Annotated in this window: 11 protein-coding genes; 1 reads left to right on the top strand and 10 read right to left on the bottom strand. The window is 64.3% G+C overall.

Going from position 1 to position 16960, the window contains the following annotated elements; translation table 11 throughout:
• Nucleotides 1-8 precede the first annotated feature (8 nt).
• The 3 genes from LB568_RS16615 to LB568_RS16605 form a co-directional block, all read right to left on the bottom strand.
• Nucleotides 9-2420, bottom strand: a complete 2412-nt coding sequence (locus tag LB568_RS16615) for a circularly permuted type 2 ATP-grasp protein (protein WP_224730652.1) — start codon at nucleotides 2418-2420, stop codon at nucleotides 9-11.
• A 6-nt stretch (nucleotides 2421-2426) separates the two neighbouring features.
• Nucleotides 2427-5789 (bottom strand): DUF2126 domain-containing protein, encoded by a 3363-nt coding sequence (locus LB568_RS16610; RefSeq protein ID WP_224730651.1) that lies wholly within the window; start codon nucleotides 5787-5789, stop codon nucleotides 2427-2429.
• A 109-nt stretch (nucleotides 5790-5898) separates the two neighbouring features.
• The gene (locus LB568_RS16605) at nucleotides 5899-7095 is read right to left on the bottom strand and encodes an acyl-CoA dehydrogenase (protein WP_224730650.1); all 1197 of its coding nucleotides are present in this window, start codon (nucleotides 7093-7095) and stop codon (nucleotides 5899-5901) included.
• Between the two features lie 103 nt (nucleotides 7096-7198).
• Here LB568_RS16605 and LB568_RS16600 point away from each other — a divergent pair, with 103 nt between their 5' ends.
• On the top strand, nucleotides 7199-8110 hold the full coding sequence (locus LB568_RS16600) for a LysR family transcriptional regulator (RefSeq protein WP_224730649.1): 912 nt from the start codon (nucleotides 7199-7201) through the stop codon (nucleotides 8108-8110).
• On the opposite strand, the gene LB568_RS16595 is transcribed toward LB568_RS16600, so the two are convergent.
• The 7 genes from LB568_RS16595 to LB568_RS16565 all read right to left on the bottom strand — a co-directional run bounded on the left by LB568_RS16595 (nucleotide 8111) and on the right by LB568_RS16565 (nucleotide 16895).
• Complete coding sequence (locus LB568_RS16595; RefSeq protein WP_013893240.1) at nucleotides 8111-10432, bottom strand: Tex family protein; 2322 nt, start codon at nucleotides 10430-10432, stop codon at nucleotides 8111-8113.
• A 127-nt stretch (nucleotides 10433-10559) separates the two neighbouring features.
• Entirely contained in the window at nucleotides 10560-11738 is a 1179-nt protein-coding gene (locus LB568_RS16590; protein ID WP_013893239.1) for a serine hydrolase domain-containing protein, read from the bottom strand.
• A gap of 28 nt (nucleotides 11739-11766) precedes the next feature.
• Complete coding sequence (locus LB568_RS16585) at nucleotides 11767-12963, bottom strand: serine hydrolase domain-containing protein (protein WP_013893238.1); 1197 nt, start codon at nucleotides 12961-12963, stop codon at nucleotides 11767-11769.
• Nucleotides 12964-13029: 66 nt separating this feature from the next.
• Complete coding sequence (locus tag LB568_RS16580; protein WP_013893237.1) at nucleotides 13030-14064, bottom strand: extracellular solute-binding protein; 1035 nt, start codon at nucleotides 14062-14064, stop codon at nucleotides 13030-13032.
• A gap of 23 nt (nucleotides 14065-14087) precedes the next feature.
• Nucleotides 14088-14888 carry an ABC transporter permease gene (locus LB568_RS16575; RefSeq protein ID WP_013893236.1) on the bottom strand — a complete coding sequence of 267 codons (801 nt, stop codon included), beginning with the start codon at nucleotides 14886-14888 and terminating at the stop codon, nucleotides 14088-14090.
• Entirely contained in the window at nucleotides 14881-15801 is a 921-nt protein-coding gene (locus LB568_RS16570) for an ABC transporter permease (protein ID WP_013893235.1), read from the bottom strand. Before LB568_RS16570 ends, LB568_RS16575 begins: the two co-directional genes overlap by 8 nt.
• A complete protein-coding gene (locus LB568_RS16565; protein ID WP_013893234.1) occupies nucleotides 15801-16895 on the bottom strand; it encodes an ABC transporter ATP-binding protein in 1095 nt (364 codons plus the stop codon). Before LB568_RS16565 ends, LB568_RS16570 begins: the two co-directional genes overlap by 1 nt.
• Between the last annotated feature and the right edge of the window lie 65 nt (nucleotides 16896-16960).

Raw genomic sequence — 16960 nt, 5'->3', positions numbered from 1 at the left:
ATCCGGGCCTAGCCGAAATAGGCCTTCGAAAGGCTGCTGTAGAGGCCGCCTATCTCGCTGGCGAGATCATCCAGAGCCTTTGCCGTCATGTCCGACGGCTCCTTGATGGCGATGGCCGTGTTGAGCTGCAGGATCTCCTTCGCCGCCGGCGACATATGCCCCTCGCCGCCAACCGAGGGCAACAGGCCGATCTCGGCCTTCAGCCTTTCGAGCTGGAACAGGATCGAGCGCGGATTGAGCGGATCGAGCGCCAGAAGATCGATCACCGTGCGCCGGCCGGCCTGCACCGGATATTGCCGGCGATGGGTCATCACGCTGTCGCCGATCTCCAGCATCATGTCGAGCGCGCCGTCCGGCGCCTTGGTGCTGGTCAGCCGGGCGAGCGTGCGGGCGATCTGGATGCCGCGCTCCAGCCGCCGGCCGATCTCGAGGAAGCGCCAGCCGGCGAAGCGGTACATGTTCTCGTGCAGCAGGCCGGAGAAGCCGGCAAGCTTGCGCAGGATGACGGTCATTGCCCGCGTCGCGTCGTCGCCCGGCGACACCGTCGTTGCGAACTGATGGATGGTCTTCGACAGGTCCTTGAGCGCCAGCCAGCCATCCGGCGAGAAGCGGTCGCGGATCTGCCCGGCGCTATAGACGGCGCTGTCCAGCGTGCCGATCAGTCCCGACGGTATAGCCGTTTCGACGTCGATGCCGAACGGTTCGAGATAATCCCTGATGTCGGCCAGCAGCGGCATGTCCGGATCGGAAGTCTCGGCGAGCCGCACATGATAGGCGCGCAGGATGCGCACCGTGTCTTCCGAGCGTTCGATGTAGCGGCCGAGCCAGGTCAGGTTTTCCGCCGCGCGGCTGGGCAGGCTGCCTGGCCTGGTGCGGTTGAAGCTGTCGCCCTCCTGCGGCAGCAGCGTTTCGCGCTCCACCGGCCGGTCGCTGACCACCCAGACGTCGGCCGCCTGGCCGCCGCGCTGCATGGCTATCGCCGTCGGGTCGAGCGACAGGCCGATGCGGGCAAAACCGCCCGGCATCACCGTCCAGCCCTCGGGCGTGCGGGCCAGATAGACGCGCAGGCTCGCCGGCCGCGGCTCCAGCCAGCCGCCGACATAGACCGGTGTCGTCGAAAGCGTCACCGCTTCCTGGCCGACGAAGGCGGCGCCCTCGCGTTCGATGTGCGCCACCAGCTCCGCCCGCTCGCCGGCCGACAGCGCCGAGCCGAGCCTGGTCTGGCCGTCATCCTCGAAGGCAAGCCTCGTCGACAGTGCCGGGCCGATCACCATGCGGTCGATATTGGCAAGCACATGGGCGCGTTCCGATTGTTGCCCACACCACCATGTCGCCACGCTGGGCAACTTGAGTTCCTCCCCGCGCAGCTCGCGCGCGATCTTGGGCAGGAAGCCGAGCAGCGCCCGCGTTTCCATCAGCCCCGAGCCGAGCGCATTGACCGTCGCAACCGCACCCTGGCGGATCGCCTCGACCAGCCCCGGCGTCCCGATCTGCGAATCCGATCTCAGTTCCAGCGGATCGGCGAAAGCGGCATCGAGCCGTCGCCACAACACGCTGATCGGCATCAGGCCCGACACGGTGCGGACCATCAGCCTGCCGCCCGAAACGGTCAGGTCCTCGCCTTCGAGCAGCATGATACCGAGGTAGCGGGCGATATAGGCGTGTTCGTAATAGGTTTCATTGAGCGGCCCCGGCGTCAGGATGGCGACGCGGCCGTCGGTTTCCTTGGCCATGCCGATCAGCGCATCGCGGAAGCGGCGGAAGAAGCCCGCGAGCCGGTGCACATGCATCTCGCCATAGATGTCGGACAGCGCGCGCGTGGTGGCGACGCGGTTCTCCAGCGCGAAACCGGCGCCGGACGGCGCCTGCGTGCGGTCGCCCAGCACCCACCAGCTTCCGTCTGGTCCACGGCCAAGCTCGAAGGCGCAGAAATGCAGGAAATGGCCGCCGGCCGGCCTGGTGCCGACCACCGGCCGCAAATATTCCGGGCTGGCGGCAATCAGTCCCGCCGGCAGGATGCCCTTTTCGACGAGCCGGTTCGGCCCATAGATATCGGCGATGGTTTCCTCGAACAGCTCGGCGCGCTGGACAAGGCCGGCGCTGATGTCGGCCCATTCGGCGTCTTCGATGAGCAGCGGCACATGCGCCAGCGGCCATTCGCGTTCATTGGCGCCGGCCTTGTCATAGACGCGGTAGTAGACGCCGGCATCGCGCAGATACTGGTCGGCGCGGGCGAACCGCTGGCCGAGCTTTTCGGCGCCGAGCTCGTCGAGCGCCTCGATGAAATGCTTCCAGACCGGGCGGGGATTGCCCGACGCATCGACCATCTCGTCGACGACGCCGTCAATCGGCTGGTAGTGCTCCAGCAAGCTGTGGGTCTGCGGCTTGCCGCGTACCCTTCTGTGATTCCCCTTTGCCATCGCTGATCAGAGTCTTGCCGGCCGCCGAAGGTCAAGGGTCATCGGGAAATCTTCCGCCGGTTGTTCCTCGCGCAGCACATAGCCCGATGGCGTGTGGCCGCGCGGTTCGAAGCGGGCGAGCCGCCGTGCCTCCGCCTCATTGCCGTTGACCGGGAAGGTGTCGTAATTGCGCCCGCCGGGATGGGCGACGTGGTAGACGCAACCGCCGACCGCCCGGCCGGACCAGCGGTCATAGATGTCGAACACCAGCGGCGTGTTGACCGGCAGCGCCGGATGCAGGCCGGAGGCCGGCTGCCAGGCCTTGAAGCGGACGCCCGCCACCGCGATCTCGCGGTTGTCGGTAACCTTCATCGGCACGATGCGGCCATTGCAGACGATCGCATGACGCTCGGGGTTGAGACCCTCGGTCTTGACCTGCAGCCGCTCGACCGAGGAATCGACGAAGCGCACGGTGCCGCCGATGGCGCCCTGCTCGCCCATCACATGCCACGGCTCCAGCGCCTGCCGCAGCTCCAGCTTGATGCCAGCATGCTGGACCTCGCCGCAGAAGGGAAAGCGGAATTCAAGCTGGGCGTCGAACCATTCGGGACGGAATTCGAAGCCATTGAGGTTGAGGTCGTCCAGCACGTCGAGAAAATCCGCCCAGACATGATGCGGCAGCATGAAACGGTCATGCAGCGAGGTGCCCCAGCGCACGAAGCGCCCGTCGAGCGGGTTTTTCCACGCGCGAGCAATGATCGCCCTGACCAGCAATTGCTGTGCCAGCGACATACGCGCGTTGGGCGGCATCTCGAAGCCGCGGAATTCGACCAGCCCAAGACGCCCTGTCGGACCGTCCGGCGAAAACAGCTTGTCGATGCAGATTTCCGAGCGGTGCGTGTTGCCGGTGACGTCGGTCAACAAATTGCGGAACAGCCGGTCGACCAGCCACGGCAGAGGTGCGGAGCCGGTGTCCGGATGCGGCACCTGCGCCATGGCGATCTCGAGCTCGTAGAGCGAATCGTGACGCGCTTCATCGAAGCGCGGCGCCTGGCTGGTCGGACCGATGAAGAGGCCGGAGAACAGATAGGACAGCGAGGGATGCCGCTGCCATTGCAACACCAGGCTCTTCAGCAAATCGGGCCGGCGCAGGAACGGACTGTCATTGGGCGTCGCGCCGCCGACCACCACATGGTTGCCGCCGCCGGTGCCGGTATGGCGGCCGTCGATCATGAACTTGTCGGCGCCAAGCCGCGTCAGCCGCGCTTCGTCATAGATCGCCGTAGTTGTCGCCACGCAGTCCTGCCAATTGGCAGCTGGATGGATGTTGACCTCGATGACGCCCGGATCGGGTGCCACGCGGATGACGTTGAGGCGAGGATCATGCGGCGGGCCATAGCCCTCTATATGCACGGGAAGACCAATCGCCTTTGCTGCATTCTCGGCTGCGGCGACCAGTTCGAGATAGTCCTCCAGCGCCTCGACCGGCGGCATGAAGACGCACAACCGTCCATCGCGCGGCTCGACCGAGAGCGCCGTGCGCACCGCGCCGCCGATCTCGGTGATCTCCTGCTCGACCCGGTCCTGCTGTCCGGTCGCGGCGGTAAATGAGGCAGCCTGCTGGCGCCGCGCCATCTCGTCGGCGCCTTCAAGCTCGGCTGGCGCGGGCCCTGGCAACATGGCTTCACGCGTCGGCAACGGTCCACGCGGCAGCGACGGATCGACCGGCACGATGTAGGGGAACTGCGCCGGCGGCACGTGAGGAAGCGTGCCGAGCGGCAGCCGATAGCCGACCGGTGAATCGCCTGGCACCAGGAACAGCCGGCCGCGCCGCGTCGTCCATTTTTCGGATCGCCAGCGAGGGTCCGAGGCCTGGCTGTTCCACCGCTGCACCGGCAGCACGTAGCCAGACGGCTTGGTCAGCCCGCGCTCGAACACCTTTGCCATGCGGCTGCGTTCTTCCGGGTCTTCCAGCTTGGAGTTCGACGGATCGACATTCTCGGGCAGCTTGCCTTCCTTGAGCAGCCATTCGGCCGGGTCCTCATAGGCTTCGCTGACCATGGACGTGTCGATGCCAAGCTCATCGGCGATCGCCGTCAGCAGGTTTTCCGCCTGCTGCGGGCCGACATTATCGGCCGCGCTCTTTTCGTGCGCGATCAGCGATGGGTCGCTCCATACCGGCTGACCGTCGGTGCGCCAGTAGAGCGAAAAGGTCCAGCGCGGCAGGCTTTCGCCGGGATACCATTTGCCCTGGCCATAATGCAGGAAGCCGCCGGGCGCAAAGCGTTCGCGCAGCCTTCGGATCAGCGCATCGGCCTTTTCGCGCTTGGTCGGCCCGACGGCGGCGGTGTTCCACTCGGCGGATTCAAAATCGTCGATCGACACGAAGGTCGGCTCGCCGCCCATGGTCAGCCGTACGTCCCCCGTCGCCAGTGCGGCATCGACCTTGTTGCCGAGAGCGTCGAGCGCCTGCCAGCTTTCATCGGAGAACGGCTTGGTGATGCGCGGATGCTCGGCGATGCGGTCGACCCGCATGTCAAAGCCGAACTCGACATTGGCGAAACTCGCCATGCCGGAAATCGGTGCTGCATTGCGGAAATGTGGCGTTGCCGCCAACGGCACATGGCTCTCGCCGGTGAGCAGGCCCGAGGTAGGATCGAAGCCGATCCAGCCGGCGCCGGGAAGATAGACTTCGCACCAGGCGTGCAGGTCTGTGAAATCGACAGCGGTGCCGGCCGGCCCATCGAGCGCCACCAGATCCGGCTTCAGTTGGATCAGATAGCCCGAAACGAAGCGCGCGGCGATGCCCAGATTGCGCAGGATCTGCACCAGCAGCCAGCTCGAATCGCGGCACGATCCCTTGGCCGCGGCCAGCGTCTCCTCCGGCGAGAACACGCCGGTCTCCATGCGCACGATATAGGCGATCTCGCGCTGCAGCCTGGCATTGAGATCGACGAGGAAATTGACCGTATTTTCCGCGCTGCGGTCGATGGTGTTGAGGAAGGCCGAGAGCAGCGGTCCCGCTGGCTCCGGCGTGCAGTAAATGGCGAGGTCGTCGCGGATCTCTTCCGGATATTCGAACGGAAATGCCTCGGCGGACGGCTCGACGAAGAAATCGAACGGATTGTAGATCGTCATGTCGGCGACGAGATCGACCTCGATCTTCAGTTCGCTCACCGGTTCCGGAAACACGAAGCGAGCGAGGAAGTTGCCGTAGGGATCCTGCTGCAGGTTGACGAAGTGGTTCGCCGGCTCGATCTTCAGCGAATGGCTCAGCACCTTGGTGCGGGAATGCGGCGCCGGTTGCAGCCTGATGATCTGAGGACCGAGCACCACCGGCCGGTCGTATTTGTAATGGGTCAGGTGATAGACGGCTGCCAGAATTGCCATAGGGCCCCGGAATTCAGCGTTTCAAACGAACGCTAGACCCTGACACATCAGGCGGCCATTCTCCAAGCAGAGATGTTGCGGTGCACCTAATTTAAGCAACGGTCCCGGCTCAGAAAAACGCCTGTATCCCGGTCTGCGCCCGTCCCAGGATGAGCGCATGCACGTCATGCGTGCCCTCATAGGTGTTGACCGTCTCCAAATTCTGCGCGTGGCGCATGACGTGGTAGCCGATCTGGATGCCATTGCCGCCGTGCATGTCGCGGGCCTGGCGGGCGATGTCGAGCGCCTTGCCGCAATTGTTGCGCTTGACGATCGAGATCATCTCCGGCGCCATCTTGCCCTCGTCCATTAGCCGCCCAACCCTGAGCGAGCCCTGCAGGCCAAGCGCGATCTCGGTCTGCATGTCGGCGAGCTTCTTCTGGAACAGCTGCGTGCCGGCGAGCGGCTTGCCGAACTGCTTGCGGTCGAGGCCGTATTGGCGCGCCCGGTGCCAGCAATCCTCGGCGGCACCCATGGCGCCCCAGGAAATGCCGTAGCGCGCCCGGTTGAGGCAGCCGAACGGGCCACCAAGGCCCTTGGCGTTGGGCAGCAAGGCGTCCTCGCCGACCTCGACGCCTTCCATCACCACCTCGCCGGTGATCGACGCGCGCAGCGACAGCTTGCCGCCGATCTTCGGCGCCGACAGCCCCTTCATGCCCTTTTCCAGCACGAAGCCGCGGATCTCGTCCTTGCCGTTGTCACCCTTCAACTTCGCCCAGACGACGAACACGTCTGCGATCGGCGCGTTGGAAATCCACATTTTGGAGCCGGTGAGCTTGTAACCATTGGCGGTCCTCTCGGCGCGCGTCTTCATGCCGCCCGGGTCCGAGCCGGCATCAGGCTCGGTAAGGCCAAAGCAGCCGATCCATTCACCCGACGCCAGCTTCGGCAGGTATTTCTTGCGCTGCGCCTCCGAGCCATAGGCATGGATCGGATACATCACCAGCGACGACTGCACCGACATCATCGAACGATAGCCGGAATCGACACGCTCGACTTCCCGCGCGACCAACCCGTAGGTGACATAGTTGGCGCCGAGCCCGCCATATTCCTCTGGGATGGTGATGCCGAGCAGACCCGCCTCGCCCATCTCGCGAAAGATGCCGGCATCGGTCTTTTCCTCGAGATACGCCTCCTCGATGCGTGGCGCGAGTTTGTCAGCGGCAAAGGCCGCCGCGCCGTCCCGCACCATGCGCTCGTCTTCCGAAAGCTGGCCCTCGATCAGGAAGGGGTCTTCCCAGACGAATGCATTCTTGTCGGCGGCCATGGCGTCTCGATCCTCAAAACGGGTGAAGTCCGGCTTATCGGCCCGTGATCCCAAAAAATCAAACGAAATTGCTTCACCGATCAATGAGCGTTAGGAATGGATCATGAGTGCCCAGCGCCGCCTTTTGCCCAACATCAGCGCCCTTGCCGCCTTCGAGGCGGTGGCCCGGCTTGGCAGTTTCACCGCCGCCGCGCAGGAGCTTGATCTGACGCAGGGCGCGGTCAGCAGGCAGATCAAGCTACTCGAAGATCAGTTCGGCCGCCGGCTGTTCGAGCGCGACAGCCGCAACGTCAGGCTGTCGACAGCGGGCGAAATCTATGCCGACGCGGTGCGTTCGGCCCTCGGCCAGTTGCGCGACGCAGCCCTTGGATTGATGAGCAACCGGCATAGTGGTATCCTGAACCTGGCGATTCTGCCGACGTTCGGCACGCGCTGGCTGATGCCGATGATCCCGGATTTCGTCGAGAACAATCCCGATATCACCATCAACTTCGTCACCCGCGTCGGCCGCTTCGACTTCGCCCGGGAGAGGCTGGACGCCGCCATCCACTACGGCCTGCCGGATTGGCCGGAGGCGGACTCGACGCTCCTGGTGCGCGAGACGGTGGCGCCGGTGGTGTCGCCGGAATTCCTCGCCGGCCGAGCCATTGCCACGCCGGCCGATATTGGCCGCTTGCCGCTGCTGCACATGGCGACGCGACCCGGCGCCTGGACCGAATGGTTCGAGCACCAGGGCCTGAGCGCCCCGACCGGACCCGGCATGCAGTTCGAACAGTTCGGCACGGCCGCCCAGGCGTGCATGGCAGGGCTCGGCGTCGCGTTGTTGCCGCTGATCCTCATCGCCGGCGAATTGCAGCGCGGCCAGCTCGTGCCGGCGCCCGGCCAGCCCATGCAAAGCCGCAGCGCCTATTATCTCGTCGTCCCGCACGGCAAGCGCGGCCACATGCCCGTCGCTAGTTTCCGCGACTGGCTGCTGGGCCAGCTCGAAAAGGAGCCGCCTGTTCTGGCGTGGTAGCTACTTCCGCTTCAGCGCATCCGCCAGCGCGGCGCCAAACGCGCCTTGCTGGGCCGGCCGTTCCGGCTGGCGCTGCGGCAGCGGCGAACGTGGCGCCGGCTTGCCGCCACCATTGTCGCGTGGCCCTCTCGATGCGCCGCCCTCGCCGCCATCCTTGCGCATGGAGAGCGCGATGCGCTTGCGCTTGATGTCGACATCGACGACGCGCACCTTGACCACGTCGCCGGCCTTGACCACCTCATGCGCGTCCTTGATGAAGCGGTCGGCCAGTTGCGAGACATGCACCAGCCCGTCCTGGTGGACACCGATATCGATGAAGGCGCCGAAGGCGGCGACATTGGTGACGGTGCCTTCCAGCAGCATGCCGGGCTTCAGATCCTTGATGTCGTCGACGCCCTCGGCGAAGGTCGCCGTCTTGAAGCCGGGACGCGGATCGCGGCCGGGCTTTTCCAGCTCGGCCAGGATGTCGCGCACCGTCGGCAGGCCGAAACGCTCGTCGACGAAGACGCGTGGGTCGAGCGCCTTGAGCGCCGCGCTGTCGCCCATCAGCGCGCGGACATCCCGCCCACAGGCGGCGACGATCTTCTTGGCCACGCCATAGGCTTCCGGATGCACCGAGGAGGCATCGAGCGGCTCGCTGCCATTGGCAATACGCAGGAAGCCGGCGGACTGTTCGAACGCGCGAGGTCCGAGCCGCGGCACTTTCAGCAGATCCTTGCGGCTGGCAAAGGGGCCGGTCGCGTCGCGATGCGCGACGATGGCATCGGCCAGCGATGCGCCAAGGCCCGAAACCCGCGCCAGCAATGGCGCCGAAGCCGTGTTGAGATCGACGCCGACCGCGTTGACCGCGTCCTCAACCACCGCTTCCAGCGACCGGCCAAGCCGGTACTGGTCGACATCGTGCTGGTACTGGCCGACGCCGATCGACTTCGGCTCGATCTTGACCAGTTCGGCGAGCGGATCCTGCAGCCGCCGTGCGATCGACACCGCGCCGCGCAGCGACACGTCGAGGCCGGGGAATTCAGCCGCCGCCGTCGCCGATGCAGAATAGACCGAGGCGCCCGCCTCGCTGACGATCACCTTGAGCGGCTTTGGCCCGCCATCCGACGGCATGTCGGACAGCATATCCGCCACCAGCTTCTCCGTCTCGCGGCTGCCGGTGCCGTTACCGATGGAAATCAGCTCGACCTTGTGCAGGCGAACGAGCCTGGCGAGTTCCGCCTGCGTGCCCCTCACATCGTTCTTCGGCGGGAACGGGTAGACGGTCATCGTCGTCAGCACCTTGCCGGTGCCGTCGACCACCGCCACCTTGACGCCGGTGCGGATGCCGGGGTCGAGCCCCATCGTCGGCCGTGAGCCAGCCGGCGCGGCGAGCAGCAAATCCTTCAGATTGCGGGCAAAGACATGGATCGCCTCTTCCTCGGCCCGTTCGCGCAGGTCGCGCATCAGATCGAGCGTCAGGTGCAGCGAAAGCTTGATCCGCCACGTCCAGCCCGCGACCTCCATCAGCCAGCGGTCGCCCGGCAGGCTGCCGCCGATGGCATAGGCATTGGCGACCATTCGCTCGACCGGCTTCACCGGCGAGGTGTCATCGGCATCGACCTCGATATCGAGCGACAGCACCTCCTCATTGCGCCCACGCAGCATGGCCAGCGCGCGGTGGCTCGGCACATTAGCCCAGCGTTCGACATGGTCGAAATAGTCGGAGAATTTCGCGCCGGCCTCCTGCTTGCCGTCGACCACCCTGGCGCGCATAAAGGCGCGTTCCTTCATGTAGGTCCGCAATTTGCCGACCAGATCGGCATTTTCGGCGAACTGTTCCGACAGGATGTCGCGCGCGCCTTCCAATGCGGTCTTGGCATCGGCCACCTCTTGGCTGACATAGGCCAGCGCCAGTTCGGCAGGCACGAGCGAACGATCGGCGAGGATGGCCTCCGCCAGCGGCCCCAGCCCGCGCTCCCGGGCGATCTCGGCCTTGGTGCGGCGCTTGGGCTTGTAGGGCAGGTAGATGTCTTCCAGCTCCGCCTTGGTGGCGGCGGCGATGATCTTGCCCTCGAGTTCGTCGGTCAGCTTGCCCTGCTCTCGGATGGAGCCCAGGATCGTGTCACGCCGTGCATCGAGTTCGCGCAGATAGGCGAGCCGCTCGGCAAGGTCGCGTAGCTGCGTATCGTCCAACCCGCCGGTCACTTCCTTGCGGTAGCGCGCAACGAACGGCACAGTAGCGCCCTCATCGAGCAGTTCGATCGCCGCTGCCGCCTGCTCGGGCCGCGCGGCGATCTCGGTCGCGATGATGGCTGCGATGCGCTTGATGTCGGATGCCATGTCATTCCCACTCGCTTCGAAAAGAGCGGCGACCATAGGCGCTGACATCCGGTCCGCCAACCGCCGCGCTTTCGTCAGCCCGGCGGGTCCACAGGAAAGCGCACGCTAATTTGGTGGCAGGAGGCGCTTAGACCATCCGGCTCAGCGCTTCGAAAAACGCCACAAGCTCGAGATCGAGCGCATCGTCGACCGGCTCCGGCTGCGACGACATCTTGGCGATCACCACTTCGGTCCTGGGGTCGATATAGAGCCACTGGCCATGGATGCCGATGCCGCAATAGGCGCCGTTCTCGTGTCCGGTCTGGTACCATTTGTTGCGATAGCGCCCCCTAGGGAACAGTGGCAGCATGGCGCCGCGCTGCCAGGCTTCCGCACTGCCGCCGGTGCTGGTCGTGTCGCGCACCCAGGCCTCCGGCACGATGCGCCGGCCATTGGCCACCCCGCCCTGACGCATCAATTCGCCGATGCGCGCCAGATCGCGCGGCGTCACCGAAATGCCGCCGGCGGTGCGTGCCGTGCCTTCCATGTCGACGCCGATAGAAGCCTCGCTGACGGCGCCGAGCGGCAGCCAGAGCTTCTCACGCATCAGATCGTTGAAGCGCTGGCCCGAGGCGCGCTCCAGCAGCAGGCCGAGCAGGTCGGAATTGGGCGAACGGTAGCGGAAGGTCTGGCCATGCGGCTCGGCCAGCCGCTGCAAGGTCAGGATGAATTCGCGCAGGCTTTCGGTGCCGCCGCCCGGGTTCCACAGCGTCGCCCGGCGATAGCGGGCAAAGGCGCTTTCCGGATCGAGATAGGCTTCCTCGAAATCGAGACTGACGCTCATATCGAGCACATGCCGTGCGCTGGCATCGCCATAGGCCGAACCGGCGGCTTCCGGAATGTAGTGCGTCACCGGCGCTTCCGGATCGAACACCCCCTCGGCTTCCAGTATGCCGGCAACGATGGCGGTCACCGACTTGCTGATCGAGAAGATGATGTGGCGGGCGCCGAAATCCATGTGCGGCGCGAACCAGTCGCCAATGGTCCTGCCGCCTTTCATCACCGTCAGCGCATCGGTGCTGGAGCGGACGAGAAATTCGGCCACCGTTTCCGGCGCGCTGGCGACCGAGACCTTTTCGCCAAGCAGGCCACCGAGATCCTGCATCGGGGCCTCGATGCCCCCGGCCGCCGTGACGCGCGCCGTCGGCACCAGTTCGCCGAGGTTCTGGAACGACCATCGGTTGAACGGGCTCTCGCGCCAGTTGGCGAGCAGCACCTCGTTGCGACGGAAGCCGTAGCGGGTCTCGAACACGGTCGTACCGGTCATGGCGTTTCCTCTTGGAGTCTAGGGGGGCTCAGCTCAACGCGGCGGCGATGGCATGCACGGCCTTCAATGTCGCCATGGAGTAGGCGAGGTTGTTGAAGTCCGGATAGCTCGACAGCTTCACCACGACCATTCCCGTGTTCCAGTCGATATGGATCATCTGCCCGAACACGCCCCGGCACATCAGCGCGCGCGAGCTGGGATCCTCGATCCAGAACTGGTTGCGGTAGCTGCCTTCCGGCAGGCTGGCGGAAAAATCGGGGCCATGCCTGCCATTGCGTGTCGTCTCGATCCATTCGGCCGGCACGATGCCGCTGCCATTGCCGAGGATCATCTGGCCGAAGCGGCCATAGTCGCGCAACGTTGCATTGAAACCACCATCGGCGAGCGCATAGCCGGCGCTGTCGACGGTGAAGCAGGCGCTTTCGTCGGCGCCGAGCTTTTGCCAAAGTTCTTCCGAGACCAGCTGCGCCAGCCGCTTGCCCGTCACCCGTTCCATGATGAAGGCGAGCACGTCGGTCTCGATCGAGCGGTACTCGAATTTCGCTCCGTGCGGACGGATTGTGTCCTTCAAGCCCAGGATCAGTTCGAACATGTGCGAAGGCCAGCGAAAATCCGGATCGCTGCCTGGCGGCACCGGCTTCCAGCCGGTCGCGACATCGACCTGGCCGATGTCGGAATAGCGGTCGGTGTATTCCTCGGAGAAGCGCACGCCCGTGGTCATGTCCAGCACATGCTGGACGCTGGCCCCGGCCCATCCCGTTGCCCTCAGCTCTGGCAGGTAGTCGGTCACCGCCTTGGCTGGATCGATCAGGCCACGGTCGGCCAATATGCCGAACACCGATCCGGTGACGGACTTCGCCATCGACTGCGACAGATGCAGCGTGCGCTCGTCCATGCCGTTGAAATAGCGCTCATAGGCGACCTTGCCGTTTTTGAGCACCAGGATGCCATCCGTGTAGGTCTCGTCGAGCAGCCCGGCGAGCGTCGAAGGCAGACCCTCGCTGCCCTCGACCGGCAGCCCGTCGAGATCGACCTCGGCGCGTTCGAGGCGGTGGCGATGCCCATTGCCGCGCCAGACTTCGGCGGTCGGCAGAATTTCCCTGATGTGCTGGAACGCCCAGCGGTTCCATGGCGGCCTGTCCCAGTCGAGCTTCGGCGGCACCATGGCCGGCGGCGAGCCTTGCATGATCGGCGGCCGCGGATCGCTGTTGCGATAGGAGTCCATGAAAGCCATTCCCGGAACAAAAAAAAAGACCCGGAGGCGTGTACCGCCGGGTCCGTCGCGTCGCGATTACTTCTGCAGCTCGGTCCAGATTTTGGTGTAGAGTTCCTGCGTTTCAGGCGGGCACATCTTCTGGAATTCGCCTTTCGGCTTGGCGTCGGCCGGAATGACGACTTCCGGTGCGTCCTTCATGTCGGCCGGCATGTACTTGTCCGAGCCGGTGATGGCGTTGGCATAGCGGTGGAAGGCCGAGAGGCCAGCCGCGTTTTCCGGATCCATGATGAAGTTCTGGAACAGCTTGGCGTTTTCGACGTTCTTGGCTTCCTTGAGGACGACGACGTTGTCGCTCCACAGGCCAAAGCCTTCCTTCGGATAATTGTAGTGGATGGCCGGGTTGGCCAGCCGCTGGCGCAGCGCCGAGCCGTTCCAGTCGCTGGTTGCCTTGAAGTCGCCGGCGCCCATCTTTTCGATGGTGTTGTATTCCATGGCGATCCAGTTCGGCTTGGCCGCCACCAAGAGGTCACGCACCTTCTTCAGCACCGCCTTGTCATCGGTGCACTGCTGGCCGCCGACATATTTGATCGCCGCGAAGATGACGTCGCCCATTTCCGGGACGACATTGACCTTGCCCTTCAGTTCGTCCGGCGTGTTGAAGACAATACCCCACGTGTCGGCCGGGCCCTTGTAGGCATCGGTGTTGACGACGACGCCGATCGTGCCCCAGGCCCATGGCACGGAATATTTGCGGCCAGGGTCGAATTCAGGATTGGCCCATTCCGGCGCCACGTTCTTGAAGTTCTCCATCTTGCCTGGATCGGTCTCCAGCACGAGACCTTCCTTGATCCAGATCGGCACATAGGTCTGCGACGGAACCGCGATGTCGAAACCGGTGCCGCCCTGGCGAATCTTGGCAAGCGCGGTGTCGTTGGAATCGTAGTCGGTGATGGTCACCTTGACCTTGTATTTGTCCTCGAACTTCTTGATCACGTCGGGGCTGGTGTAGTTGCCCCAATTGTAGATGTTGAGCACGCCCTCGGCGCGGGCAAGCCCCGTCGATGCGAGCAACGCCAACCCCATGGCGGTCGCTGTTGTCTTCCAGTTCATCGTTCTAACTCCCATTTCAGGTTTCAGTCTCGTTTCCTGCTGACGAAGAAAAACAACGTGACGATCGCGACCGAAAGCAGCAGGAAAGCGGTCGATATCGCGTTGATCTCGGGTGTGATGCCGCGGCGGATCTGGCCGAGCATGTAGGTGGGCAGCGTGTCCTGGCCGCCCGATTTGACGAACTCGGTGATGACCACGTCATCGAGCGAGATGACGAAGGCCAGCATCAGTCCGGCCAGGATGCCGGGCCACAAAAGCGGCAGCGTGATGCGGCGGAAGGTCTTCCACGGCGTCGCGTAGAGGTCGGCTGCGGCACGTTCCAGCGTCAGGTCCATATTCTCCAGCCGCGCCCGGATCGGCAGGTAGGCGAAGGGAATGCAGAACGCCGTATGCGCGGCGACCAGGTAGCCTATCCCCGAATAGCCGGTGAAGATCTTGATGCGCGAGAAGAAGATCAGCAGCGCCACGCCGGTGACGATCTCGGGCACCATCAGCGGCTGGTTGATTGCCGCGTATTTGAAGGTGAGGCCGGGATAGGATGCCGTGCGCGTGGTGGCGAGCGCGGCCATGGTGGCGAAGATGGTCGAAAGCACCGCCGCGATGGAACCGATCTGGAAGGATCGCAGCGTCGCATCGATGACCTGCGTGTTCTGGTACGCCGACTGGAACCATTTGAACGAAAACCCGCCCCATTCCGATGTCGAGCTGGCCGCGTTGAAGGCGTAGATGACCAGCACCATGATGGGCAGATAGAGCACGACGAAGCAGGTCGCGGCGATCGCCGTGAACCCCGGCTGGTGCTTGATGGAGAAGTTGTCAGCCATGACGCACCCCCGACTTGCCGGCATTGCGCACATACGCCAGCAGCGCCACCATGACGATGATCATCACCGTGATCGACAGCGCCGAGCCGAGCGGCCAGTTGCGGCCCTGGCCGAACTGCAGTTCGATCAGGTTGGACAGCATCATGTTCTTGCCGCCGCCAAGCACGCTCGGCGTCACATAGGCGCCAAGTGCGGGGATGAAAACCAGGATCGAGCCGGCGATGACGCCGGGTTTGACCAGCGGGAAAATGATCTTGCGCAGCACCTTGAAGCGTGTCGCGTAGAGATCATAGCCCGCCTCGACCAAACGAAAATCGAGCTTCTCCATGCTGGCATAGATCGGCAGCACCATCAGCGGCAGGTAGACATAGGCCATGCCGACCAGGATCGCCGTGTCGGTGTAGAGGATCTGGACCGGCGCCGAGACGATGCCGAGCTTCAAGAGGATCGTGTTGATGATGCCTTCGTTGCGAATGATCTGCAGCACGGCGAAGGTCCGGATCAGGAGGTTGGTCCAGAACGGGATAGTGATCAGGAACAGCCAGAGATCCCTGGTCTTTTCGCTGCGCGTCGCCATGAAATAGGCGGTCGGGAAACCGAGCGCCAAGGTCGCGAGCGTCGTCACCACCGCAAGCTTTATCGAACGCCAAAAGATGGTGACATGCGCCGCCGCGAGCGAAAGCGTATCGTCGAAAATGTCGCGCTCCAGCAGCACCGATGTCCAGGCGTCGGACGAGAACTGCCATTTCACGTCGCCATAGGCGCCTGGCGTCAGGAACGAATAGACAAGCACGATCAGCAACGGGCCGGTCGCGGCAAACAGAATGACCAGCAGCGCCGGTGCTGACAACAGCCAGCGGTCACGCACATCGCGCCGCTCCGCTGCCTTGGCGACTTCTTCCGCGGTGGCCATCAGTCCCTCAGCACTTGCGCGGCGTCGTTGCCGATCATGATGCCGACCTTGTCGCCACGTTCGAAACCGCAGCCGGCGCTGCGCGTGTTCTGCTGGCGCACGGTGAAGGCCTCGCCGCTGTCGAGCTGGACATGGATATGCGTGTCAGTGCCGAAATAGACGATGTTTTCGACCGTGCCCGCGAGGTCGCCCTTGTCCCTCGTCAGCTTGGCATGCTCGGGCCTCACCACCACGGTGGCGTTGTCCTTTGGCTGGAAGCCTTCGGCAATGGTCGCCTCGATGGCCGTGCCGGATTTGAGCGTCGCGCGAGCCCTTCCGTTGCCGATGCCCGTTATCGCCGCGGTGAGAAAGTTGGTTTCGCCGATGAAGTCGGCGACGAAGCGTTCCGCCGGCTTGTCGTAAATGTCCCAGGGCGAGCCGACCTGCAGGATCTTGCCCGACGACATCACCGCGATGCGGTCCGACATCGTCAGCGCTTCTTCCTGGTCGTGGGTGACGAAGATGAAGGTGATGCCGGTCTCGTGCTGCAGCCGCTTCAGTTCGATCTGCATCTCCTTGCGCAGCTTGTAGTCGAGTGCGGATAGTGGTTCGTCGAGCAACAGCACTTTGGGCTGCGGCGCCAGCGCCCGGGCCAGTGCCACGCGCTGCTGCTGGCCGCCGGAGATCTGGCTGGTGCGCCGGCCCGCCAGCGCTTCCATCTTGACCAGCTTCAGCATCTCGGCGACGCGTGCCTTGATCTCGGCCTTGGGCTTGCCCAGCATTTCAAGGCCGAAGCCGATATTGTCGGCCACCGTCATGTGCGGAAACAGCGCGTAGGACTGGAAGACGGTGTTGACCGGCCGCTTGAAGGGCGGCAACGGTGCGATGTCCTGGCCGTAAAGCAGGATCTCGCCGGCGGTTGGAAAATCGAAGCCGGCGATCAGCCGCAGCAGCGTGGTCTTGCCGCAGCCGGATGGTCCCAGCAGCGTGAAGAACTCGTTTTCGCGGATGGTTACCGAGACCGTGTCGAGGGCAGCGACCTGCCCTTCCCCTGATCCGAAAATTTTACTGACGTTTACGACTTCAATTGCATTCCGATCCGGTTTTTCCGGCACGATACGCCTCACTGTTGACCCCGCTCTTGCTGGCGAGGTTTTTCCCCTGTTGGATGTGACCACAC

This window comes from Mesorhizobium sp. B263B2A (genome assembly GCF_020165775.1).
GTDB lineage: Bacteria > Pseudomonadota > Alphaproteobacteria > Rhizobiales > Rhizobiaceae > Mesorhizobium > Mesorhizobium opportunistum.
The sequence above is the reverse complement of the archived record's forward strand: the minus strand, read 5'-3'. Positions and strand labels throughout refer to the sequence as shown.

What these genes read in the sequence shown, in the direction of transcription:
- LB568_RS16585 (WP_013893238.1), bottom strand. Translation starts at nt 12,963, where the DNA reads ATGGACTCCTATCGCAACAGCGATCCGCGGCCGCCGATCATGCAAGGC.
- LB568_RS16615 (WP_224730652.1), bottom strand. Translation starts at nt 2,420, where the DNA reads ATGGCAAAGGGGAATCACAGAAGGGTACGCGGCAAGCCGCAGACCCAC.
- LB568_RS16610 (WP_224730651.1), bottom strand. Translation starts at nt 5,789, where the DNA reads ATGGCAATTCTGGCAGCCGTCTATCACCTGACCCATTACAAATACGAC.
- LB568_RS16600 (WP_224730649.1), top strand. Translation starts at nt 7,199, where the DNA reads ATGAGTGCCCAGCGCCGCCTTTTGCCCAACATCAGCGCCCTTGCCGCC.
- LB568_RS16590 (WP_013893239.1), bottom strand. Translation starts at nt 11,738, where the DNA reads ATGACCGGTACGACCGTGTTCGAGACCCGCTACGGCTTCCGTCGCAAC.
- LB568_RS16605 (WP_224730650.1), bottom strand. Translation starts at nt 7,095, where the DNA reads ATGGCCGCCGACAAGAATGCATTCGTCTGGGAAGACCCCTTCCTGATC.
- LB568_RS16595 (WP_013893240.1), bottom strand. Translation starts at nt 10,432, where the DNA reads ATGGCATCCGACATCAAGCGCATCGCAGCCATCATCGCGACCGAGATC.
- LB568_RS16575 (WP_013893236.1), bottom strand. Translation starts at nt 14,888, where the DNA reads ATGGCTGACAACTTCTCCATCAAGCACCAGCCGGGGTTCACGGCGATC.
- LB568_RS16570 (WP_013893235.1), bottom strand. Translation starts at nt 15,801, where the DNA reads ATGGCCACCGCGGAAGAAGTCGCCAAGGCAGCGGAGCGGCGCGATGTG.
- LB568_RS16580 (WP_013893237.1), bottom strand. Translation starts at nt 14,064, where the DNA reads ATGAACTGGAAGACAACAGCGACCGCCATGGGGTTGGCGTTGCTCGCA.